Source organism: Mucilaginibacter phyllosphaerae (assembly GCF_004378255.1).
GTDB lineage: Bacteria > Bacteroidota > Bacteroidia > Sphingobacteriales > Sphingobacteriaceae > Mucilaginibacter > Mucilaginibacter phyllosphaerae.
In genome coordinates, this window is record NZ_SNQG01000004.1 from 234,087 (window position 1) to 257,744 (window position 23,658).

At 40.9% G+C, this 23,658-nt stretch carries 22 protein-coding genes; 14 read left to right on the forward strand and 8 right to left on the reverse strand.

All coding sequences use genetic code 11. The features are described 5' to 3' along the window. Positions 1 to 174 precede the first annotated feature (174 nt). The 5 genes from E2R65_RS12185 (at position 175) to E2R65_RS12205 (ending at position 9,732) form a co-directional block, all read left to right on the forward strand. Positions 175 to 4,110 carry a PKD domain-containing protein gene (locus E2R65_RS12185; RefSeq protein ID WP_134336753.1) on the forward strand — a complete coding sequence of 1,312 codons (3,936 nt, stop codon included), beginning with the start codon at positions 175 to 177 and terminating at the stop codon, positions 4,108 to 4,110. 18 nt (positions 4,111 to 4,128) lie between these two features. Continuing rightward, positions 4,129 to 7,890 carry a DUF6443 domain-containing protein gene (locus tag E2R65_RS12190; RefSeq protein WP_134336754.1) on the forward strand — a complete coding sequence of 1,254 codons (3,762 nt, stop codon included), beginning with the start codon at positions 4,129 to 4,131 and terminating at the stop codon, positions 7,888 to 7,890. Positions 7,891 to 8,309: 419 nt separating this feature from the next. Then, complete coding sequence (locus E2R65_RS12195) at positions 8,310 to 8,534, forward strand: hypothetical protein (RefSeq protein ID WP_134336755.1); 225 nt, start codon at positions 8,310 to 8,312, stop codon at positions 8,532 to 8,534. A 5-nt stretch (positions 8,535 to 8,539) separates the two neighbouring features. Further along, positions 8,540 to 8,986, forward strand: a complete 447-nt coding sequence (locus E2R65_RS12200; RefSeq protein ID WP_134336756.1) for a hypothetical protein — start codon at positions 8,540 to 8,542, stop codon at positions 8,984 to 8,986. Positions 8,987 to 9,330: 344 nt separating this feature from the next. Then, a complete protein-coding gene (locus E2R65_RS12205) occupies positions 9,331 to 9,732 on the forward strand; it encodes a hypothetical protein (protein ID WP_134336757.1) in 402 nt (133 codons plus the stop codon). Here E2R65_RS12205 and istA read toward each other — a convergent pair. Beyond that, positions 9,619 to 10,668, reverse strand: coding sequence for an IS21 family transposase (gene istA / locus E2R65_RS12210; protein WP_229704616.1), 1,050 nt, complete (start codon positions 10,666 to 10,668; stop codon positions 9,619 to 9,621). The genes E2R65_RS12205 and istA overlap by 114 nt on opposite strands. A gap of 194 nt (positions 10,669 to 10,862) precedes the next feature. On the opposite strand from istA, the gene E2R65_RS12215 reads away from it, so the two are divergent. From E2R65_RS12215 to E2R65_RS12225, 3 genes are read left to right on the forward strand one after another with little or no spacing between them, the layout of a single operon-like run. Next, entirely contained in the window at positions 10,863 to 11,249 is a 387-nt protein-coding gene (locus tag E2R65_RS12215; protein ID WP_134336758.1) for a hypothetical protein, read from the forward strand. Between the two features lie 46 nt (positions 11,250 to 11,295). After that, positions 11,296 to 11,736 carry a hypothetical protein gene (locus tag E2R65_RS12220; protein WP_134336759.1) on the forward strand — a complete coding sequence of 147 codons (441 nt, stop codon included), beginning with the start codon at positions 11,296 to 11,298 and terminating at the stop codon, positions 11,734 to 11,736. Between the two features lie 8 nt (positions 11,737 to 11,744). Next, the gene (locus E2R65_RS12225) at positions 11,745 to 12,194 is read left to right on the forward strand and encodes a hypothetical protein (protein WP_134336760.1); all 450 of its coding nucleotides are present in this window, start codon (positions 11,745 to 11,747) and stop codon (positions 12,192 to 12,194) included. A gap of 158 nt (positions 12,195 to 12,352) precedes the next feature. On the opposite strand, the gene E2R65_RS12230 is transcribed toward E2R65_RS12225, so the two are convergent. Continuing rightward, entirely contained in the window at positions 12,353 to 13,567 is a 1,215-nt protein-coding gene (locus E2R65_RS12230; RefSeq protein WP_134336761.1) for a tyrosine-type recombinase/integrase, read from the reverse strand. Positions 13,568 to 14,083: 516 nt separating this feature from the next. On the opposite strand from E2R65_RS12230, the gene E2R65_RS12235 reads away from it, so the two are divergent. From E2R65_RS12235 to E2R65_RS12260, 6 genes are all read left to right on the forward strand, one after another. After that, the gene (locus E2R65_RS12235) at positions 14,084 to 14,290 is read left to right on the forward strand and encodes a helix-turn-helix domain-containing protein (RefSeq protein ID WP_134336762.1); all 207 of its coding nucleotides are present in this window, start codon (positions 14,084 to 14,086) and stop codon (positions 14,288 to 14,290) included. A 50-nt stretch (positions 14,291 to 14,340) separates the two neighbouring features. Further along, the gene (locus E2R65_RS12240; RefSeq protein WP_134336763.1) at positions 14,341 to 15,240 is read left to right on the forward strand and encodes a toprim domain-containing protein; all 900 of its coding nucleotides are present in this window, start codon (positions 14,341 to 14,343) and stop codon (positions 15,238 to 15,240) included. Between the two features lie 8 nt (positions 15,241 to 15,248). Then, positions 15,249 to 15,737: a JAB domain-containing protein gene (locus tag E2R65_RS12245; RefSeq protein ID WP_134336764.1), complete on the forward strand. Its 489-nt coding sequence runs from the start codon at positions 15,249 to 15,251 to the stop codon at positions 15,735 to 15,737. 206 nt (positions 15,738 to 15,943) lie between these two features. Beyond that, positions 15,944 to 16,171 carry a hypothetical protein gene (locus E2R65_RS12250; RefSeq protein ID WP_134336765.1) on the forward strand — a complete coding sequence of 76 codons (228 nt, stop codon included), beginning with the start codon at positions 15,944 to 15,946 and terminating at the stop codon, positions 16,169 to 16,171. A gap of 36 nt (positions 16,172 to 16,207) precedes the next feature. Beyond that, entirely contained in the window at positions 16,208 to 17,119 is a 912-nt protein-coding gene (locus E2R65_RS12255) for an ArdC family protein (RefSeq protein WP_134336766.1), read from the forward strand. A gap of 43 nt (positions 17,120 to 17,162) precedes the next feature. Continuing rightward, positions 17,163 to 17,741, forward strand: a complete 579-nt coding sequence (locus E2R65_RS12260; protein WP_134336767.1) for a DUF6624 domain-containing protein — start codon at positions 17,163 to 17,165, stop codon at positions 17,739 to 17,741. 19 nt (positions 17,742 to 17,760) lie between these two features. Here E2R65_RS12260 and E2R65_RS12265 read toward each other — a convergent pair whose 3' ends face one another. The 6 genes from E2R65_RS12265 to E2R65_RS12285 form a co-directional block, all read right to left on the reverse strand. Continuing rightward, complete coding sequence (locus tag E2R65_RS12265; protein ID WP_134336768.1) at positions 17,761 to 18,762, reverse strand: hypothetical protein; 1,002 nt, start codon at positions 18,760 to 18,762, stop codon at positions 17,761 to 17,763. Positions 18,763 to 18,765: 3 nt separating this feature from the next. Next, positions 18,766 to 18,915 (reverse strand): hypothetical protein, encoded by a 150-nt coding sequence (locus E2R65_RS19645; protein WP_158285270.1) that lies wholly within the window; start codon positions 18,913 to 18,915, stop codon positions 18,766 to 18,768. Positions 18,916 to 18,969: 54 nt separating this feature from the next. Beyond that, positions 18,970 to 19,548 (reverse strand): DUF6624 domain-containing protein, encoded by a 579-nt coding sequence (locus E2R65_RS12270; protein WP_134336769.1) that lies wholly within the window; start codon positions 19,546 to 19,548, stop codon positions 18,970 to 18,972. Positions 19,549 to 19,617: 69 nt separating this feature from the next. Then, complete coding sequence (locus tag E2R65_RS12275) at positions 19,618 to 20,001, reverse strand: hypothetical protein (protein ID WP_134336770.1); 384 nt, start codon at positions 19,999 to 20,001, stop codon at positions 19,618 to 19,620. After that, positions 19,985 to 22,732, reverse strand: coding sequence for a MobF family relaxase (gene mobF, locus E2R65_RS12280; RefSeq protein ID WP_134336771.1), 2,748 nt, complete (start codon positions 22,730 to 22,732; stop codon positions 19,985 to 19,987). The genes E2R65_RS12275 and mobF overlap by 17 nt, the downstream gene beginning before the upstream one ends. A gap of 157 nt (positions 22,733 to 22,889) precedes the next feature. Then, positions 22,890 to 23,657 carry a hypothetical protein gene (locus E2R65_RS12285; protein WP_134336772.1) on the reverse strand — a complete coding sequence of 256 codons (768 nt, stop codon included), beginning with the start codon at positions 23,655 to 23,657 and terminating at the stop codon, positions 22,890 to 22,892. Position 23,658: the final 1 nt, after the last annotated feature.

Here is a 23,658-nt window from a genome sequence, read left to right on the forward strand (position 1 = left end):
TCTCAAATTATTATTTAAATATTTCATTGAAAAATATTATTTTAGCAGAAAATACCTCAACTATTATCAACATTAAAATGCTATATCTCCACATTGAATTTGAATAGTCACTAACCATTTTCTTATCGGTTCTATTCCTGAATTCCCCTTTTAATTTAACACTTATTTCCTTTCATGAAAATCAAGCAGATATTGCTGATTGCAATCAGCATTGTGCTTTGTCATCAGGCAAAAGCTCAAAAAAGCGTTGTAGATGTAAATACACTTACAGGTTCTTCTCAAATTGTCATTCCGATAGATGCAGTGCAGCGTGGCTCCGTTATTATACCCGTGAACCTGGTCTATGTAGGAGGTGGTGTTAAACCTAAGGATGTAGAGGGCAACGCCGGTATGGGTTGGCAGGTACAAACCGGCGGACAGGTAACCAGGCAACTTCGTGGTTTGCCGGATGATTGCAAAAAAGACAAATCAAATTTTGACAGACTGGGATGGATCTACAACACCAATCAAAGCAAGATAAGTGCTTTTACACCTGCCAATACAAATACAACCTGTTCGAATGAAACAACGGATATCACCTATCTAAACAATAATTTCCCCAATACTTCCGATACCGAACCTGATATTTTTTATGTCAGTGCACCTGGTTTATCATGCCAGTTGGTGTGGGATCAAAGCATGAGTACACCTGGCTTCCGGTCGATCAATTACGAAGACCTTGTTATTACCCCTACTTTTAACCCTACTTCAGGGGCGTTAACAGCTTTTACTATTTTGAATGATAAGGGCATTAAATACACTTTTTCTAATCCCGAAAAGGTGGATATGAAAACAGTATTAGCGTCTAATGCAACTGTGAAATATTATAAAACTACATACGATCAGTTTATTAATGGTATTAGTTTTAATAATAACTGGCACCTGACATCTGTTTTAGATGTTAATAATAACGGTGTTTCAATAACGTACACAACAGGTGAAGTCAGAAATAGCACCGATCCCATCGTTTTATACATGGGTGCTTCTGGCGGTAATACAATAACTATTCCTCAATATAGTATAAAACAAACAGTAACATCCCAAACGATAGATAAAATTTCGGAGCAGTATAATGATGACATAGCACCCATTTTAAAATTTAGCTGGCTTTGGAGCAATACGGGGCAGATGATAATCAATTCAATAAAGAGGGGCGCACGGACTTTTAATTTTACGTACAGTTCTGTTGCTTTTCAGGCAACTGCGTATAAAAGGTACTTTTTAAGAAATTTTTTCATAGGGGGGTGTAGTTCTCCGATTAATTACAAATTTGGTTACGCAGGCGAAACGTTTTCAAATGATGCATACCAGACATATACAACAGCACTGGGAGATTCTACATCAACTAAAATAGACTACTGGGGATATTATAACGGTATCAGTGCCGATTTAAAACCGGCACTGATTGTTAATCCGTCAAATAATAATTATGCAAGATATGCGATCAATGTATCATCCGCTGTCGGTGCAGATTATACAAATGCATTAAGCGGCACCAACCGGTCTGCACATGCTACGAATGTGATCTATGGCTCATTGAACAAAGTTTATTATGCAACAGGCGGAAATACAACAATACAATACGAACCGAACAGTTACCTGGATGTTCCCTCAAACACGGAGGTGATTGGCGGCGGGGTAAGGGTAAAAAGTATTACCGATGATGCAGTTAATGCCTCAACAGTTATCGTTAGAAACTTTAATTATGCATCCAGCCCTTTTGTAGCTAACAGTAAAACAAGCGGCAAGCCTGTATCTCTTCCACAGTATGCATTTACTACGCCTTATTCAGGTTCAGCAACCGGTAACGACTATTGGAATTATAGTACCATACGGTCTGAGAACGATCTTTCGTCCGAAGATCATACCATTATGTATGGTACCGTTACGCAAAGCCAGACGGGTGCCGGATATATTGTAAATAATTATTACCTGCCCGCTATGAACTGGGATAATACATCCGCCCCGGCATGTGCGTCCTGCGGTGCAGAATGGAGCCCAACTATAAATTATGCCGCTCGGACAAACTGCGCCTCTAATTATGGCCCGGTAAAGAACATGACCGGCTCTTATCCGTTCGCACCAAATATTAATTACGACTTTGAAAGAGGATTACCGCTAACGGCTGCAACTTATAATGAGAGCCAGCTTAAAGTCAGTGAAAAGTCCTTTACTTATCAGCGTACGGCAGCACCTGTTATTATACCCGCTTTAAGTATAGATGACAATATCAATGGCAGCCTTACTATTAAGGGGTACAGTAAATACGCCATATACACCTCTACCGGGGAATTAGTTACTACGATAACAGATAAGGTATTTGATTCGCCAGGTAGTTCAAGCGGTCAATCCGTAGTTTCAACGAGTTTTTATAGTAACACACACCACAAACTTGTAAAGCAAACCACGACCAATAGTGATGGCAGTGTGTTGACAAATAACATAAAGTATATAAAAGATTTTACAACGGTTGGCAGTAGTAATGCAGATGTGATGGCCCTGAGCAGCCTGCAAGCCAGAAATATTAATGCACCCGTAGAAAGCTATCAGCAGGTTACCACAGGCGGTGCTGCCAAAACCATTTCGGCATCGCTTATGCGGTTTGGTGAATTTACAATTGTTAATGGTAAAACTTATATGCCGTTGCAGTCGCTTAAGTTTTTCTCTGCAGATGGCGATGCTTCTTTTACACCTTATCAGATCACCTCTGGCATACCTTCATATTATTCGGGGTATATACCGGTCACCAATTATAATAGATATGACGACTATGGTAATATCGTTACCACAGATGATGCACACAAGCATACTTCTACGGTGATCACCAACCATCTGGCCGGTAAACCGGAGGCTACATTTACAAATGCTGCGTATGATGAAATTGCATTTATGGACTTTGATGCCGCGCTTACGCCTTATTTTACATCCAGCGGCTCGGTTAGTTACGTTACAAATGATAGTCATAGCGGCAATGCTGCAAGTATGGCGGCCGGCGCTTCATTTTCGCGTCAAATCACTAAGAATACACAGGCAAGGGCTTATATATTTTCTGCATGGATCAAAGCCCCGTCGGGTTCTAACACGCTTACTTTTGCGCTTTCCGGTATTTCCAATACAACAAAAACTTATACAGGCACCGGGAATTGGAAGTATTATTCCTTTGTGCTACCTGCTGCAGGCGTAACTGCTTCATTTATGATCAGCTTTACCAGTAATGTTGCTATAATGGTTGATGACCTGATCTTTTATCCCGAGCAATCTGAGGTTAACACTTATAATTATGATAATGACTATTTTAACCTGATCGCCCAAACCAATACCAACGGTATCTCTGCCTATAACGTGTATGACAATTTTGGAAGGGTTACTTACTCGTATGATCAGGACAAAAACCTGCTGCAAAAAAATACCTTTATTACACCTGCAGATCTGCAAAATGTCGCGCCTGCTGCTATTACTTACAATGGTTCTGCTTACTCCACTGTACCTATTATTTTTTCAGATGCCGGTTATAATTCATGCACCGCAGTTGGGTCTGGCTATAAATGGAACTTTGGTGACGGCACTGGTGATTTTACAACGTCAAATCCTTCTGCAACGCATACCTATGCCAATAATGGCAGTTATACTGTTACGCTAACCCGTACATCGCTTACATTAGGTATTGAAACGGTCACCAAAACAATTGTAGTTACCTCTGCTCCGCCTCCGCCAACTTATGTAACCTTAGGTTACAACAACTTTACCACAGGGAATGGTAATATTACCAATGTGAAGTTCATTAACAATAATGGTACAAGCCCGGTGATTACCGTGTCTGGTTCTGTACTTAATGGTTATCAATTACCTACAGGCACCTATAATATTACAGTTGAGCTATTAGGCGGTACGCAGTATAATTTATCTACGGACCTGGGCTACGGCAGCATCATGGTAGGATCGTCTGCAAATTGCAAGCCATATGATGGTATTAAGAATACCAACACATATGTGTATAATATTTACGACCTGACAACGGCCAGCTCTTTATATTTCAATGTATATAAAACCGATTGTCAACCTGCAAATTAACTAAACCTTACTCTTGTAATGAAAATAAGAATAAAAAAGCTAAACGCTTTTATACTTTACAGCACCCTTTTATTTGTAAATACAATATATAACGCAACTGCGCAAACCATAGGTTTTATGCAGAAGGATGTGATTAAAAACCCGGGCAGTTATACCGATGCGCAAATCACAACAATGCCTTTAGGCGAAAAGCAAACTACCCGCAGCTATTACGACGGCCTGGGGCAAACTATCCAGACGGTAGCCATTAAAGGCAGCCCAATGGGGTATGATATCATACAGCCTTATGCTTATAACAACCTGGGGCAGCAAACCACAAAATACTTGCCTTATGTGGGTACAAACGGCAGCGGGGCTTACAGGCCCAATGCGCTAACGTTAGAGCAAGCTGCTTTTTATAACAATGGCCTGGCCGATAAAATTGCCGACGATACAAAACCTTATTCGCAGGTATTATACAGCGATGACCCTTTGCAGCAGCTGTTGAGTGCGGGGAGCATAGGGAATGGTTATGAAATTGGCGGCCACAACGCTATATTCGATAACCGGTCTAATAACAGTAGCGATGGTAACATCATTATGTGGAGTACTGCCGGTATCAACATCGGCAACTACACGGCCACCTTATTAAATGTTAAAACAGCTACGAATGAAGACGGTGTTAAGGCAGCAACGTTTACAGATTTTGCCGGGCACCTGGTATTGAAACGGGAGTATGCCGCCGCAGCAAATACCTGCCAGGATACTTATTACATTTATAATAATGCCGGGCAGGTAAGTATGATTATCCCGCCAAAGGCTCTGGAGTTGATGGTATCAGCGGGTAATTACAGCCTTACACAAACAGGAGTAAATAACCTGATATTTAAATATGTGTACGATAACCATGGGCGGGTGATACAGAAAACGGTACCTGGCAGCGGTACCATCAATACCATTTACGACCCATTGAACCGGCCCGTATTGGTACAGAACGCGCAAATGGCCGTAAGTTACAAATGGTATTATATTAAATACGATGTTAAAGACCACCCCATAAGCCAGGGCATATACACAGATCCTAACCAATACGGCGCAGCTGCGATGCAGAACGCGGTAAACAGCAACACCACCTACAATACCTCGTGGTACGAAATACGTAACACCAACCAGTCTACAGGTTATTATAGCAACAGTACATTCCCGTTGGCAGGAATTAAACCGTTAAGTTATAATTATTATGATTATTATGATATGGACTTATCAGGTATGGATGATTACAGCTATTCGACGCAGGGATTGGCCGGAGAAAGCACACCAACTACGGCACCTACCCGCGGAATACTGACCATGACGCGTAAAACCACGCTGGGTAATGGTTTCGCTGCCGGTAATTGGCTGGTTAGCTATATATTTTACGATAAAAAGGGGAAGGCTATCCAGCTGAAAAGTAATAACCAGCTTACGGCAGCAGTAAGCGATATCAAAACCAATGTATTCGATGCATTTGGTTTGGCTAAACAAACGAAGGTGACCAAGGTAGTTAACTCGGTAAGTACAACCGTACTGACCACGATGGGTTATGACCCGATGAACCGCCTGCAAACGGTAGATCAAAGTTACAACGGGGCAACGGCTATCCGCATTGCGGCCTATATTTATAACGAATTGGGGCAACTGATAGACAAAAAGCTGCACAGCACCGATGGCGGCAACAGCTATTTGCAGTCGGTAGATTACCGTTACAACATCAGGGGCCAACTGATCAGTATGAACAACAGCAAGATCCAACTGGATTGGGGCAACGGTACTACTTACACGAATGATGACAATAACGACCTTTTCGGGATGCAGATGCTGTATGACCAGGCAGACAGCAACCTGGGCAATACCGCTTATTACAGCGGCAGGCTATCGGCGATAAAATGGATGAATAAGATCACCACAACTACCAACAGCTACGAGCGCAGCTATAAATACGGTTATGATGAGTTTAACCGTTATAAAACGGCCGCCTATGCAGAGCGGGCGCCGGGAGGCACATTATATAACAAAAATTCGGGCGGCTTCAGCGAAGCGATCAGCGGTTATGATGTCAACGGCAATATCCAGGGCTTAACACGAAGGAGTTCTACGCAGGGTACCACAAGCGATATCCAGATCGATAACCTGACATATGTGTATTACAGCGATAACCCCAATAAGCTGAAATCGGTAACAGACGGCACAGGTACCAACTACACAGGTGCAGGCTTCCGCAACCTTACGGGTGTAGTACCCGGCAGCACGAGTGGCAACTATCTGTATGATACGAATGGTAACCTAACCACCGACCCGTTTAAAGGGCTGACGCTAACCTACAACGACCTGAACAAAACTAACGTGATCACCATTACAGCGGGCACCAACAGGCATATTGATTATACGTATGATGCGGCAGGCAGCGTGATCCGCAAGCAGCAGTATGATAATACCAACCCGGTGGTCACTACCGATTATGTGGATGGCTTTGTGTATATTGGCAGCACGATAAGTTTTTTCCCGATGCCGGAAGGGAGGGTAAACAACACCGGCAGTTCTTTGAAGCCCGAATACCTTATTAATGATCAGCAGGGTAACGCCCGTCTAAGCTTTGAGGAAAGCACGGCCACACCGGGTACGGCAGTGGTAAAGCAGGAGAACAGTTACTATGCCACAGGGCAGATAATGGCAAACAGCCCGGTAGCTACGCCAAGTGCACCAAACAAAAACTTGTACAACGGCGGCAGCGAATGGCAAAATGATTATAATAACCAGCCGGACTACCAGCAGACATTTTACCGAAATTACGATGCGGCGATAGCCCGCTTTGTAGCGTCAGACCCGATGGCAGAGTTGACCGAAAGCATGAGCGTTTACCAGTATGCCAACAACAACCCCGTGATGATGAACGACCCGATGGGTAATTCGGCAAGGGCAGGCTCTCAGATTTCCTATCAGCATGATAATCCTTATGTTTATTCCATGTACGCGGAAGGTTCAAATGGAGGATCATGGTTTGCGTCAGCCCTATTTGACATGAATGATGCTGTTTTCGATGGTTATGCTTCAAATGTGTACCATGTAAATTCTGATGGAAGTACAAGCGGCGCATGGGCCGGAAACGGTCGTGAACATTTATTTTATGTGGATGGTAAATATATGCCTGATGCAACAGGTAAAAATGGCAAGTTTTATGACACCTACAGTCAACTACAAATTCAGTTAATTGATATTAACGGCTTAGCCCATACTGACTGGAAAGATTTAAGCGAGGCAGAAGGGATAATGTTATTAATTCAAAATGATGTAGATATCAATGCCAATCAGGGAGGAACTAGCGGTTTTGGTAAAACGAACGATGTCATCAATACTATAAGCCCTTTTCTTGACATGAAAACGATGTTAATTGAAGGTGGCGTAGCAGCAAGCAGAAATATAAGGATAACAGCTGTTGAGGCGGCTGATGTATTGCGTGCAACGAGCTCACGAGGAATCGTAAAATACTTAGGTATCACAAAAGGTCTTGGTATTGCGGGGTCTGTGGTTACAACGGGCTATTCTAGTTACCAAGTTTATGGTCAATATCAAAAAGGCGGAGTGAACGAAGTATTTTCTCATCGTGATGTAGTTGATGCAGGAGTTGGGGCCATCGGTTTAGGAGCAACAGGATTAGCTGCATTTGGCTTAATTTCAAATCCAGTAGGTTGGACGATTGGCGCGGGAATATTAGTATACAGCGTAGGAACGTTAATATATGATGCAACGCATAAAGAAAATTAAATAATTATGAACTTATACTACAAAATATGGGTAGATGGATTGCGAAAATTAAAGTCCATTCCGGCGAATAAAAATATGTGGAAGTTCTATGCAATGATCTTTATATCTATGGCTATGGCTGTAAATTTTATGCTAATCATAGCAATTCTTGAAAGAAACGTGTTTAGAACAAATTTTTACCATTTGAAATTCGATTTTTTCCCAGAATTAAAATTGAATTCTTTTTTAAGCTTTTTCATATTGTTTCTAGGACCTTGTGTATTGATAAATTATTTCTTAATTTTTAGAAAAAAGCGTTATGAACTGTTATTTAAAAAGTACACCGTCAACTACAATGGAAAGCTGTGTGTCGCTTACATTATGACATCTTATTTTTTACCATTCTTTTTATTAATAATAGGTTACTTTATAAACAAAATATGAGAGCTTTGGGATTTGGAAATCCACAACTTGATAGAGTTGCACAAGGCTATCCTTTAGGGTATTATGCGATAAGGGGTCGCGAACAAGATGCTGTAAATGCTTATGGCGGGATAGGAAGTTCGCAATTAGGTAATAGTATTAATCCTATATGGCAATATAATCCGAATCGGCCATTATATATGGGAGCTTCAAGTTTAATGTTCGGGCCATACGTGAAATAAATAAGATGGAAGTTACAGAATTAAAAAAATTGCGTGATAAGTGTATTTTGTTTAATCAATTTATGCTTGAAAGAGGCGCTATTCCAAAGGAACTAGTAGGTGCTTACACAGAATCAAATAGATTACTGGAAAGCGCCTATCAAGAAGGGAAAATTAAACCCCTTAGAGCTGCAAGTAATGATATAGATGATCAGGTCATTCGACATATGCCTTCGTCAATGGCACTGGAGTTAAAATCTTTTTTTAAAGCTAAGCTTGGTATCGATCTTGACATTTTTGAGAAAGCTCGTTTAAAATCAATTGAAAAAGTCCTAAAGAAAGGAAAAATAAATAATCCACAAGAATATGAATTGTTACTCAATCGTGTCGATGAAGTTCATTTAGCTGTCAGTAAAGCAGAAGAAATTGAGCGATTAAATAACTTACTCATAACTTATGATAAAGGGAAGTAAGTTGTTTGTGATTAATCAATAAATATTAGTCTTTTAGCACACAACCAGCCCGGCCGCAAGCCGGGCTTTTTCTATTTAGTGAGCGTAAGCCTTACCTGTTTTAGCATCCCTTATAATGGCATTAGCCAGGAATATGAGCTTATCTTTAGTAGATGGTTCCAGTTCCTCAATCTCATCAATAAGCTATAAGGTTTGCTTATCAAAAGCGGCCTTATCGCTACCGCCAGCCAAATAATCCAAAGATACTTCTAAGGCATCCCCCCAACTGGTCTAAGTTTAGCATAGCGTAACTTAGACCTAAAAAGTGTTAATCTTATAGCTTAACAAAGATATAGCATACACGAATGATGACAATAACGACCTTTTCGGGATGCAGATGCTGTATGACCAGGCAGACAGCAACCTGGGCAATACCGCTTATTACAGCGGCAGGCTATCGGCGGTGGATGAATAAGATCACTACAAGCACCAACAGCTACGAACGCAGCTTTAAATACACCTACGACGAGTTTAATCGCTACAAAACGGCGGATTATTCGGAGCGGACGCCCACAGGTACATTATATAACAAAAATTCGGGCGGCTTCAGCGAAGCGATCAGCGGCTATGATGTCAACGGCAATATCCAGGGCTTAAGGCACGCTGTAATAATGTTTATCCGGGCCGAGATTGACGTGGCCGTTCTTGATAACCTTAGCGTAGAAGTGCTTTTTGAACTGATAAAGCAGGACAGGCAGCGGCATTAGGGTGTGCCGTTCGATCTCTTCAAACTGTAGCCTGCGGCTGTAGTTGCGCCCTTTAAGCAACTGGCTGTTATGGGTTTCCAATGCTTCCCATATACCCGTATTCAGCTCTTTTAAAGAATGATAGGTAACCCGGTTGATAGGCGCGTAGATCTTGGTATAGATGATCTTAACGGCACCTTCTACCAGTGCTTTATCACGCGGGCGGTACGCCCGCGCTGGTAGTATGGTGGTGCCGTAATGGTCTGCAAAATCCTCAAACGTTTCGTTCAAAGTAGGTTCATAGCGGCTGCTTTTGGTTACGGCTGCCTTCAGGTTATCCGGTACAATGGCGGCGGGAACGCCGCCGATAAAGTGCAGCGTATTCTCGCAGGCCGCTATAAAGTCTTCCTTTTGCTGGCTCGGAACCGCCTCTACATAAGTAAGCTGACTGGCTCCGAGGATAGCCACAAAGACCTCTACTGCAATAACTTCACCGGTATCTTTGTCTGTATAGCTTAGCTTTTCGCCTGCAAAGTCCACATAAAGCTTATCACCGGCTTTGTGATCCATGTGCATGGTCGGGTTTACCCTGGCTTTCCATTGGTTGTAATAAAAGCAGAATTGGCTGTACTGGTAGCCGTCAGGGAACTCTTTGCGGTAGGATTCCCATAGCATATACCGGTTGACACCGGTGCGTTTGAGTTCTTTATCAACTTGGGGAAAACAGCGCTGCATGGACTGCATACGGCTGGTAGGCGGGTGTTCTTTGCTTTTGCCGAAGAGATCTTCGAGTTCCTTATCGTTAAGGGCATCGATCTCTTCAAAGGTAAAGCTGCTGGCTTTAAAGGCTGCCAGGTACTTCTTTACGGTATTCCGGGATGAATCAGTCTGGGCAGCGATGGTCATTATGGGCCGCTGCTGGCTGTACATCCTTAAAATCTTTCTAATCTTACTCATGCTGATCGTCGAATTGGCCATGTTTGGAGGTATATGTTGCCTCCGAAAGATGGTTGCTTCTACAGCATTTGCTACACGTTGAGGGTGGTCAGTTTGTCCCGGAATCCCCTGGTCAGTTTGCCCCGGAATTGGTGGTCAGCTTGCCCCGGAATCAGGTGGTCTCGTTTATCAGAATCTCCAATAACACTAACAAAATGGATTTTTTCTTTACAATCGTTTTTATTGCCTTATTCGGCATTATCATCTGGGGAATAATAAAACATTTCACCAGCACAAAAATGACGGCTAATGACGACTACTTTGAGCAAGCTGGCGTCCGTGTTGATTTCAAGGCAGGCACCATTAAAATCAATAAATATACCTATGATGTCAAAAAAGTTACCGGCATTTCGACGGTAACGGAATCAGGTGGGCGGGGTGTTGCGGCGTCCATTCGAGAACTAACAGGGGTTGTCGAAATTTCTGTGGATGATTTTAAAAAGCCTGTCCATCGCATACCGATTGGCGGCGGCAAGGTAAAAGATTTTACCCAACGACTTTATGTTGCCATCCGCAAGGCTGGCGGCACTGATTTCTATTAAAACTGACGACAACTATAACTTAATTCCTATAAACAAATCCATAAAAATGAAAAAGTTCTACCTTTTCTGCGCGGCCATTTCCTTTGTCGCGACAATTGCTGTTGCCATTATCTCATGTAAAAAAGAACCGAACAAAGACCAAGAAGGAACATGCGTAATTGGCGGCATTGGCGTTGCGGGTCAATTTATGTTCTGGGTTTCCAAGGATTATAGCGGCGGGCCTTATACCGTTAAAATTTACGACGAGCAAGGCAACGATAAATCCCACTCGTCACTGGACAATAACCAGCTTACTGTCTTCGAAGCGACCGCGCCGGATGCTTGCAATAAAGCGAATGCCAACTATAGCAAACATGCGGTTGCACAACTTTTGTTTGGTAAAAAATATTCCTATACCGCTACCTCTGAAAACAGAACATTCAAGGGAACAATTGAGGTTCCTTGTGACGATCAGTACACCTGTAAAGCCATTCAGATTGATAAATAAACTATCCTATGAAACAGATAACGATAATTTTAGCCTTGCTTGCTATATGTTTTGCCTTTGCATGTACAAAGTCAGGCAATAACGAAAAGCCAGACATTGAAAAACTTCAAGGTTCGTGGATAAGCGACACCTTGCATACAAGGCACTATAAAGGCACTAAACTCACGCTGGAAACCAAAATTACGTCATTTGCCAATACATATGACCGATTTAATTTTATGGGTAACGGAAAGCTTGATTATAGGGACATTGATGTTAACGGTACGCCATATCAATATCTTTACACATACGATAGAGCGGCCAAACGCATCAATTGCACTGGCGGCAATACTGGGCCGTTTTCTTTTGAAGTGTTAAGCCTGGACGATAAACACATGATTTTGCGAAATGAAGAACCGCTGTTAGATACTCCAAGTATTATCAATGTGCGTATCTTCTATTGTACAAAAAGAGAATAATATAATCTATTATATTTACCGTCTTGTAAGTGCCTCGCATTTACATTGTGATAAGGTTTAGGTTGAAGCCCCCGAGCAGCGAGTGTTAGGGGGCTTTATTTTTTTTAATTGAATATATTGTGACATTGCTCGTTCAGATCATTACACAAGTCGAGTAATCAACGATAACCATTGTTCATTAACGACGTAGCTACGTTGACAGCATCTAAAACGGGGGCTTGTGATAATCTTGCATATATAGCCGTTGATACTTGGCTTTTGTGGTTTAATGCTTTACCAATCATAGGCAAACTTGCGCCACTTATTGCCATGTAGCTAGCCATTGTTCTTCTAAGGTCGTGGATTGTAATATCATCCACCCCCATAAATTTTTTAATTCGGTAAAAGGATTTTTTGGGATCGTTTAGATATCCATGTTTACCTTCCCCTGGGAAAACAAATTGCGATTTCAGATCAGCTTTTTCATTCAATATATATCGTACTTTAAGGATAGCGATTGCCAAATCTGGTAAAACAACAATATTTACATCCTTATTTTTTGTCTGCGATTCAGGAATTCGCCAGCGTTTTAAATCCAAATCGATATCGGTCCATTTCATTGAAAGCACGTTAGTCTTTCTAGCACCTGTGAATAACAGTATTTTAAAGAGATCGGAAAATAACTGATTTTCATGGTTTAATGCTTCAAAGAATTTTATCAATTCAGCTGGGCTTAAAAACCGATCTCTAGAATTCGACTTGTATTTTTTAAGCCCAAAACACGGATTTTTACAATCTATCAGTTCTTCTTTAATGCCAAAATTAAAAACAGCGTTTACAACAGAAAGTACTCTGTTGGCATTACCATGACTTTTCTTGTTTTCGTTATTTTTTGAATACTTGCTAACCTTCTCTCCAATTCGGCTGTGAAGATCACGCATCTGCTTGGATGTGATAGCCGATGCTTTTTCATGTCCTAAACTTGGAAGGACATGGAATTCCATTATTTTTCTGTTACTGCGCGGGTGTTTCGTAAATCTAAGGGCATGTTGGCTATAATAATGCTCATATAATTCTTTGAAGGTTATTGATTGACGTTCATCAATACGGTCTTGATGTGGATTGCCTCCTAAATCAATTAGGGCATTTAGGTCTTTTGCTTTTTTTCTTGCTTGTTCTATTTTTAAAGTATCATAATTTCCAATCTTAATCTTTTGAGAGCGACCCTTAACCTTGCGAGTTAAAACGAAAGATTTTGCGCCACTTTCATAAACAAATAATTTTAGGTACGGGATTTTAGTGTCAGCAATTGAATACCTTTTGTTTGTTGGCTCCAATTTATCCAACACATCTTTGGTAAATGATACTGTTGTCATATCCATTAAATCCTCCATATTGGTTCCACCCTGGTTCCACCACGGCCATTAATCTTTAAAAAAGTGAGTAAACACATATATATCATAAACTGATGTTAATTCAACGAATTAATTGTATCTGATAATAACTATTAATAATGCATAATGTGGGCCTGTACCGATTGGTAAGGGAGAGGTCGGCAGTTCAATCCTGCTCAACAGCACCATTATTTCAAGCATTTAATTAGCTATTTCAACGAGCTTATTCATTGTTAAATTGTAAGTTCCACCCTAGTTCCACTCTCATTATTAATTTTTATTAATTAATTAGCCTTAATGGTAATGCACAGTGAGAATCTGCTGAATTACAACAAGTCCATTACTTGGGTTTCTTTTCTTACAAAAACTATTTTTTAAACGGTTTTTCTTAGGCGTTAATGGTTGTTATTTCTCGTTAACGAAACGTTAATCATCTTGCTTTCTGTGAATATATTCCTTATATGATCTAGCTATAGGCATTATATCCTATAACTAATCCATAATGAAAGGTAATGAATGACAGAAAAAACCAACCATGATCCATTGTTAGATAGAAAAGAAGCAGCTCGATACATTAATTTCGCCCCCGGCACGTTAGCCGTTTGGGATTGCACCAAACGCCACAATTTGAATCCAATTAAAATTGGCAAATCGGTTCGCTACCGCCGTTCGGATTTGGATAAATTCCTCGAACAAAGTCTTACCCGTACCAGGGTCAAATAGGCAAGCATTAGCTTTCCCTAAATCAAACAACTATTTTTTGGAGATCGCCTATGAATATAGACGAAGCGAAACGTATACCCTTGTCCCTAATATTGGAAAAAATTGGGATGTACCCCGTAAAGCAGAATGAGAAAGATTCCTGGTACTACGCATTTTGGAGGAATGAAAAAACAGCCAGCTTGCATGTGAACTTAAAAACCAACCAATGGTATGACTTTGGGGATGGTGTAGGCGGCGATGCCGTTAATCTCGCTTGCCTGCATCTAAAGAATACCAATGAACACGATACCGTTGCCGATGCATTGCGTTGGCTAAGTAATATGACCGTATCTAATTTCAACCAGCGGTTTATTGCCAGCGCAGTAGAGAACGAACCCTACTGGCAATTAATAAAATCCGAGCCGCTAAAAAACATCGCCTTACTACGATACCTGGATAAGCGAGGAATTGATCGAAAATTGGCGAACGAAGTTATAACAGAATGCTATGTCCGTAATAACGATAATTCCAAAAAGGTATTTGCCCTTGGCTTTAAAAACGAAGATGGAGGCTGGGAGCTTAGGAACGCCTATTTTAAAAGTTGCGTCGCTCCTAAAACGATTACCTTTATTCGTGGTAAAGATCATAAACCGCGAAACATCCACCTTTTCGAAGGATTTATGGATTTTCTGACCGTGCTTACGATCAACAAGGGGCCGCTTAAAGACGACACCATTATCTTAAACTCCTTAAGTTGCCTATCGGCTGCGACTCCTTACATGCAAAACTACGGTTATCGTGCCGCTTATACCTGGATGGATAACGACAAGGCCGGCAGGAAAGCAACGATCCAACTTGCGGAATTTTGTAAAACTGAAGCTGATTTATTGCACAAGCCATTAAACGAAGTATATGCCTCGCATAAAGATGTGAATGCCTGGCACATGTCCAACCTCAACTTGTCTATATAGGTGCATAAATGCTAGCAGATAAACTCAAAAACTTATATCGCGTTGCAGAGGTAGAGTTAACTTATAAAAATACGACTGAACCCCAAGATCGAATAAGGGTGTCAAGTTCAATAGAGGCGTATCATGTCTTTAAAGGACTATGGGATTTTGACAAGATTGATTTGGTGGAGCAGTTCAAGATATTGATGCTTAACCGCAACAATGCCTGCCTTGGTGTTTCCAACCTCACTTCAGGCGGAACCGCTTCCTGTCCGGTTGATCCTAAACTTGTATTTGCTACCGCTCTAAAAGCTAACGCAGCGGCAATTATCATGGTTCACAATCATCCATCGGGAAATCCTCAGCCAAGTGAAACGGATATAATCTTAACGAAAAAAATGTGCGGGGCCGGAAATGTAGTTGGGATTACGGTTTTAGACCACGTAATTATCACAAGGCACAATTATCTTTCGATGGGTGACGAGGGCTTAATGCCATTGGCGAGCTATACGCTGTAACTGTACATCTAGATATCACCTTTCCTGACAGAAAGATCCAATAGCTACGGACGGAGATTACCGAAGCCGTTCCCGTCACCAACTAAAATTTTCCTCTGCCTTACAGGGCATTCACTCTCCCATCCAAAATTTCAGCCGGTTTGTTCACTAAAACTTCGGTGTTGCATCTCCTGTAACGATTAACTCTACCAGGAAAGGATAACACCATGTCTACACACAACCACAATGAGCATGAAATGAGACAGGAAATAAAAGTCACCCTCCAACTAACCCTATGGCTTAACGCGAGTTGGAACGAACAGGAAATTGAGCGTTACGCCAAGGAAAACCTCATAAACACATTCGCCGACCAAAAAAACTTTTACCACCCGGAGCGCTTAATTGACATCGTAGACATTCAACAAGAAGCCGAAATCTATGGATTGAGCGATTAACACCCACATCTTACCACTTTATCGAAAGGCGATACAATGCAGACAATAGAAAACCAACCGGCAGTCGAAACTAAATCGGTATTTAAAGATGTTTACCAAATGGTCACCAATACAATCATCGAACAGCTTGAACAAGGGGTAATCCCATGGCAGCAATCATGGAATAGTTCAGGATATGAATTGCCGTTAAGTCTTCCAGCTAATAACGTCACCGGCAATTACTATCGCGGCATTAACATCGTGTTGCTTTGGTCGGCAGCAATGAAAAACAAATTTGAAACCAACGAATGGGCCAGCTTCAAACAGTGGTCTTCGAAGAATGAATTTGTCCGTAAAGGCGAAAAGGGCAACATGGTTATCTATTATGATACCATCGAAAAAGAAGAGGACGGTGAAATAAAAAAGATCCCATTCATCAAAGCATCCTATGTATTCAATCGCTGCCAGTTAAACAGTTATGAGGCACCGGCAAAAGTAAGTTCTGATAGTCAACCGGCGTTATTTGAGAAAATTGACCCAATTGATGCTTTTTTAGAGAACACTAAGGCGGTGATTGAAACGTATGACGGTGACCCGTGCTACAACTTTGCGGATGATAAAATTCGTGTACCCTATGCTGATAGGTTTGTAAACACGACTACTTGCACGGCAACCGAAGGATTTTACTCCACGATGCTACATGAGCTGGTGCACTGGTCTGGCGCGAAGCATCGCTTAAATCGCAATAAGGGCAAAAAGTTTGGCGATCAAGCTTATGCAGCTGAGGAACTGGTTGCCGAGTTTGGCGCTGCGTTTCTGTGCGCAGGCTTTGGAATTGCAACGGTAGAGAAGGGTGACCATACCGGTTATATAGATCACTGGTTGAAAGTGCTTAAAGAAGATAACCGTTGCATTGTAAGTGCGGCTAGTGAGGCAAGCAAAGCAGTTGATTATTTGTACAAGATTTAGATATAAGATTGACCTTTTCTATTTGTTAGTTTAAAATAATTTAATGAATTGGAAACGGTCAATCCTTATCAAAATTTTTGAAATAGTTTTTTATACAGATCAAAACCTGCGCGTATGCCTACCTAAAGTTAAAGGGACTTTTTCAAGATATCTAACATGGTATTTGATTAAAAGCATGGATGTAATAAATCAAATCGTGATACATGCTATATTAAATAAAATTGGATGGCCATATAAAAGTATTTATGGGGATAAAGTTTCACTGACTGCTTACTACGTTATAATGCATAGCAGTAAAGAAAAAATAAGAAAATATATTAAACAACTAGCGTTTGCCACCGAGTTAGGCGAGGCCGATTGCCAGCATTTAGCAAATATGATTGACCGTTTGCTGAAATATCGAGGTAAGAAACAAATATATGGTAACGCAATAAGAGGTTTAAAAATAAATGGCCAACTTCAATACTATATTTACCCTATTGTTAATTTTAAAGACGTTAATAAACGACGAAAAAAGATAGGATTAAAACATACGATTGAAGAATACGCGGAAATTAATAATGCCATTTTAAATTATGGCGATGATATTTCAATAAGGCTTACACGATATCTTTGCGATTGAGTCGGCGATTTTTAATTTGTTATTGAACGCTATATCTCTTGATTCCATTCTCGGTTGGTTCTATAAGCGCTAACGCGAATGTCTTTGAAATCGGCAGCCCTGTAATATCTTCAATCCAACCATACTGCCCAGTAGGATTTACTTCTAAAAATACATATTCTCCTTCGGGATTAATGATTAAATCCATGGCTCCATAATTGAGCCTCAATGCTCTCATTAGCTTTAAGATGCGATCTGAAATTTTTCGGGGAATTTCATGTACTGCGTGTTTAACATTTTCAAAATCATATCTTCTCCAATCATGCTTAGTTCGGTCACTACTTTGTGAGTGAATTTCGCAAGCAAAAACATGATGTCCGATAATAGTTACTCTTAGTTCAATTTTTTTTTCAATGTACTGTTGAATGATCATTGGCGCAATACTTAGGGATTGATCTCGTCCGATGAACTCCTTTGTAGTTACCATTTGAGTGTAAATACCCACCGGAGCGTCAGCTTCGTTGACTAAATTTGTATGTCTCAAAGGCTTGCACGCGACTTTGTCTCCATGATTTCTACTAAAGTTTACTATCTCATTAATGTTGTTAGATATAATAGTATCAGGGATTTTTAAGCCAACTGTTGATGCTAACCGAAGTTGATATAGCTTATTATGCTCTAAGAGATTTTTTCCCCACAAGGGATGGTTGACCCAATAACTTTCTAGTGTAGTAGTTAAAGACCATATTGCATGTTTCCATTGCGCATGAATATATTCTGAATGACTTTTACCGTCAAATGTTGTTAATGAAGGCCTTCGATAACAAACCGAAAGGATTTCTGACGGCAAAATTTCAATTTCATTTAATGTATAATTACAGTCGATCGATAAATTACTTAACGTAATTGTCAGCTTTTCACTTGCGGCGAAAAAATCTTCAGTATTAATTCGAATGTAATATTGGTTTAATTTGTCCAACCAAGCAACGACGGAGTTTACAGCATTATCGGAATGATTTGTGATAAATAAGATTTTCTTCACAAACTACTCGTCATCTGAATCTTGTACAGCGTTACTACCAACACCAGTTACGCCCAAATTGGTATAAGTCGAAGCAGAAGAAGAAATTTGTATTTCTTCTAAAAAATCAAATAAAAATGGTTTTGGCGTTTCTACTAATTGTTTGTTCTCCATGACTTTATATTTAGATTATTATTTATGCTTAAATTTAATGATATGTTTTAATATTTACAATTTAATGTTCCAAAATTTTAAATAATCAGCCATGGGCGTAAATCCCATCAGTTTTCTTCGTTCATCAATAAGATTCATATTGATAACGGGTAATACAAAATATTCTTTTGTTTCTGAATCTTGCCCTATTTGTGTCCCATAAATTTGAGGTTTACCTTCTTGAATAGCAATTCTATCTTGTAGTAATCCTAGATGAGTAAATTTAATTTTCCCTATGCGCGCGGCGTCACTTATTAATGAAACATATTGTTTTTGAACACTCAATTTGGCGTGCTGTATTGTTATAAAAATAATTCTACTTTCTTCTTTTGAAATAAAACTATCATACGGCCAATTATATTTCTTTATTACAGCTTTTACTATCATAAAGTTTACATAGTCAGCAAAGTTCATTTGCGATTGAAAGCTATTATCAAAGTCTTTTGATCTGTATTTTTGATCGTTAATCAAAACTTTTTTTAATGCCTCAACTACTTTTGGTTGGTTATTGATACCCCATCCCGTAAAAGAGAATAAAAAGAATGTGGTAAATATTATGTAGAGATTTTTTAATAACAACTTAAATGCTCCCACAATTTGTGTCTACTTATTAAGTATTCAAGTATAAACTAGTAATGGATTTAAGAAAGTAAATATGGTGAATTAGAAACTAGAAGTTATTTCGATGCATTCAATAATAGTCTGGTGCTCGTTCAGCGATAGTTTATATCTTTCGTCGGTACAGATAATTTTGCGTGGTGAATGAGTTAGCAATAAATTATATAAGGGTAGTAACTTTGATCCTTTGATAATTACAAGATGCGTTGTATAGATGAGTGTTAAAGTATTATGATCTGGTGTATAATCGCCAGAAATCAAATAGGCGTAGTTTAAAAACTTCATCCTTCCGTCTGGCCAAACAAAGCACAAATTTCGCACATGACCTGGCGTATCATATAAATCGTTTCCAGATGTATTGTTATCCGAAGCTGTGGCAGGGTTGCTTTCCTGCATTTCATCAAATTTTAATTTAAAGTTCTGGCTCATAGTCACGCTCTTTAGGTTTCGTATTGTTCAAATTCTCTTTGGCTTGTTGATGCTCTTTCGAGTGATTGTCATGGTTTCGTTCCATGTGTTGGACAATTTCTACATGTGATAAGCGGCTACCAACCAGTTCTATCGCCGATTGCCTGTCACCGATCTCGGAGGCATATTCGAGTAATGCCACACGGTCGTCGGTGTAGATCGTGGCCGATTCCTTGCCCCTTGAAACTGACACATAAAATTGTTTGGCATCTGTGGCTGTAAAGGTTGCTGAGGGCTGCGAGATTAACACCCTATCGACTGTTTTCCCCTGCGAGGAGTGGGAGGTACTGCAATAGGCGTGGTTGATATGCCCAAAGTCCCCATCGAGCGTGTAGATGGCTTTACCGGCCTCATTGGTTAAAACGACTTTGCCCTTTTTAGTTACAGAGGATACTTCCAGCGTCTGACCGTTGTTGAGGCGTTTACTATCGTTGTCAAAGCTATTCCGGGTAATTCTAATTTTATCACCTTTTGACAGACTTATTTCAGATTGTCGATAAACGTCAAATGCCATGGCCCGATTTAGCGGCAGCGTTTGTTGACGGTTATCCTGGTTGTTGATAATAATATCCGTTTCAGTAATATCACTTACCGACCAGATGCTACCCCGCTTTATCTTCGGCACGTTTTGACTAAACTGAATTTTTTGTCCTTTAGCAAAATTGCGCCTGTCCGATTTTTGCGCCTCGGTAAAATTTAGGTTCTCCAACTTGCTTGCCTTGATCTGTTTTTTACCAATTAAGCCGTTTTCCCGTAAAGCATCCCTGATCTCATCCGTCACCGCATTGCCCTGGGCATGGGTTGGCGAAACCACCAATACTGTTTTCTTATCCTTGATGCCGTTGATGTAATCTTCGACCAGTGCTTCATTCGGTTTTAACGGGTCAACATTTTTAATGGCACCAATACTGCTCAATTTAATAAACGCGTTTTTAACGTTACCTTTTGACAAATCTTCCACGGCTGCGCGATGATTCACGTTTTGTTGCCGGTGAATTTTGGTAACCTCTGCCGATTTGATACCACCGACAGTATTCAATATGCGCAGGGCATCGCCCCGCACTACACTGGAGTGCTGGCGAGTGTCGCCGCCGAGGATCAACCTGGCATTTTGTTTATCTGCAATGGAGAGCAAGGCGGTCATATCTGTTGTGCCTAATAATCCCGCTTCGTCAACCCATAACACCTGATTTTTAAGTGATGCTTGCAGTTCTTTATCCTGCAACAGCTTTGCTACGGTTTCCGCGTTCTCAAACCCTTCCATTACCAATACGCCCCGTGATGCGTCGGCAGTTGGGGCAACCACAAACAACTTTTTGCCGGCCGCTTCAAAATGCTGTTTGGCTTCGGTCATAATGGTGGTTTTACCCGTACCCGCGGCACCCCGGATAATCGAGGTTTGGTGACTGGTAGTTAGTACATGTGAAACAGCATTGGCTTGCTGCTTATTTAGCATCGGATTCAAGGCCGGGGTTTCGGTATAAAGCGGATAAAACCGATTCTGCCCTTGCCGCGCCAATTGCACCATTCGTTGCTCTTCAACGAGCACCGCTTTATGGGTACACATCGATTGTGATTTTTCGCGTACATGGATAAAGCGGCTATCGGTTTTAAAACTGTCAGTTATCTCATCAAGTGATACGTTCCGGTTTCCTAGGCTATGCCGGTAAGCCGTGGCAAGAAACCTGCGATCTGCAATAACCGAGGCACGTTCAAAACAGTGTTTAAGCGCATGGTCGATGCTGTTTGCTGCGATAGCTTTATCATTTCCCTTTTTTGGCCCAAAACGGATAGTAGCACTTTCATCGCCCGGTTCGTAATTAGCTTGTTCCTTAATCTGTTTTCGCCACTCTGTTTTGAGTTCGTCCATGCCCAGGCCTTTTTGTTTTTTGGCGCGGGTCTTTGCGCCAAGCTCGCTTAACGCTTTGGCATCGGTGATACCTTTCTCTTTGGCAAACTGGCCGATTTCATCGGTGCGTTTGCTGAATAGCTCAATGGCGCTTTTAGGTACGCCTTCCAGTTCAAACGATTTATCCGTGCGCCGGATATTATAACCTGCATCGGTCAAATTATCGGCCAGCCGCTTGTGGAAGCGGCTTTGATAATAAGGCATATCCCGTTTAATATCCCGGAATTTTCCTGCTTTGATTTCTTTTTCGGTATCGTCCCAAGTGCAGTTAAAAACAAAACAATGGCTATGTAGATGCGGGTCTGGTACTGAGCCATCCACCGGTCTTGCCGTCTGATGGGTAAACTCCCCCCACAATAATTCTTTTGTTTCTCTATCTTCATATTGCCCACGCTTACGCACGCGCGTTTGGCTATCCGCTTCAATGTCCAGCATCGTTTCATTTACCGCGCTTTGGAATGCTTTCAGGATATGATCGTCTTTTGATAAAGCATGAACAATGCTTACCGATTTGGGGCAATGGAAATTAATATCATAACCAACGGTGCGGTCATCCTTGTTGCGCGGCGTTAGCTGCTTGCCCGTTACCGGGTTGAAATTTTCGCACAGGGCAAAAAAACTGTTTTTATCAGCTCCGCCTTTTAAACCGAGGCGTTCAGCTAAACGACCATGGAACTCGCCTTTGAGTTCCTGGTCATTTATATAATAATCTGATTTTTGCAGCGCATCCGAGAAATAGCTTTTTGCATGGCTTGCCGAACTGCTTTGAATCATGCGGATCATGGCTGGCAGTATATTGCACAGCTGTAGAGCAGTGCGTGTTTTTCTGATTTTGGTAATAACGAATAAGCAGTATTAATTTGAACACAGCTTAGGAAGATGCCAACTTCTATTAATTGAAAAGCATCAGACATCTTCCCTAAGCAGTGCTTAGCTGTATTTATACTGCATAAACCGGCTCGTCATCTTCGAACATGGCATCAGCCACTTTGCGCCTTAAATCAGGGTCGACTGGCTTGCGGCCATAAGTCCTAAAACCCCTGGCGCTATCTTGTGATTTATCATCGACAAACACATCGGCCAGTTCTTCAGCACAAATCATGTTATCAATCAAATCCATAATATAATGGTCACCGATGTTGTAGGCGGCTACATAGCTTAAACTATAAAAAATACTGCATACGACGATGAGGTAGCCAATAGGTTGAAATAGAATCGATAGGCCTAGACCTACGATAAAAAAAAGGCATGGCTCAATTAACGTTTCAACGGTTCTTATATCCTGAATTTTGCCGTTAATCGGAAATTGTCGAATGCGGGGATTTAGGATGCCGGTAGAAAGGCTGAACCTTTCGAAATCGAATACGTTCGGCAGTCTTTTTACTTCCTCTCTGCGTTGTAAGCTTACTTTAAAAACGGCAGCTAAAAATATGTACCAGGTTGTGAACTTCGTAATCATTGTACCAGCGTCAAACCCGCCAAAAGCAAATTGTTGCGCTTTTATATAGCCTATTGGAAATAAGGCCATAACCACCGTAAAAACGATGATATGTGGAAATGAAAAATAACGTTCCCCGAAGTTTTTGCGGGTGAAGATTTCCAGAGGCAGCCTTGCAATTGAGGCGAACGAATAGGAAGCATTTAAGAAGAATTCCTTGTAAGAGTTTTTTCTGCCGAATTGCTCTTTGTAATACAGTGTTTTTTTCATG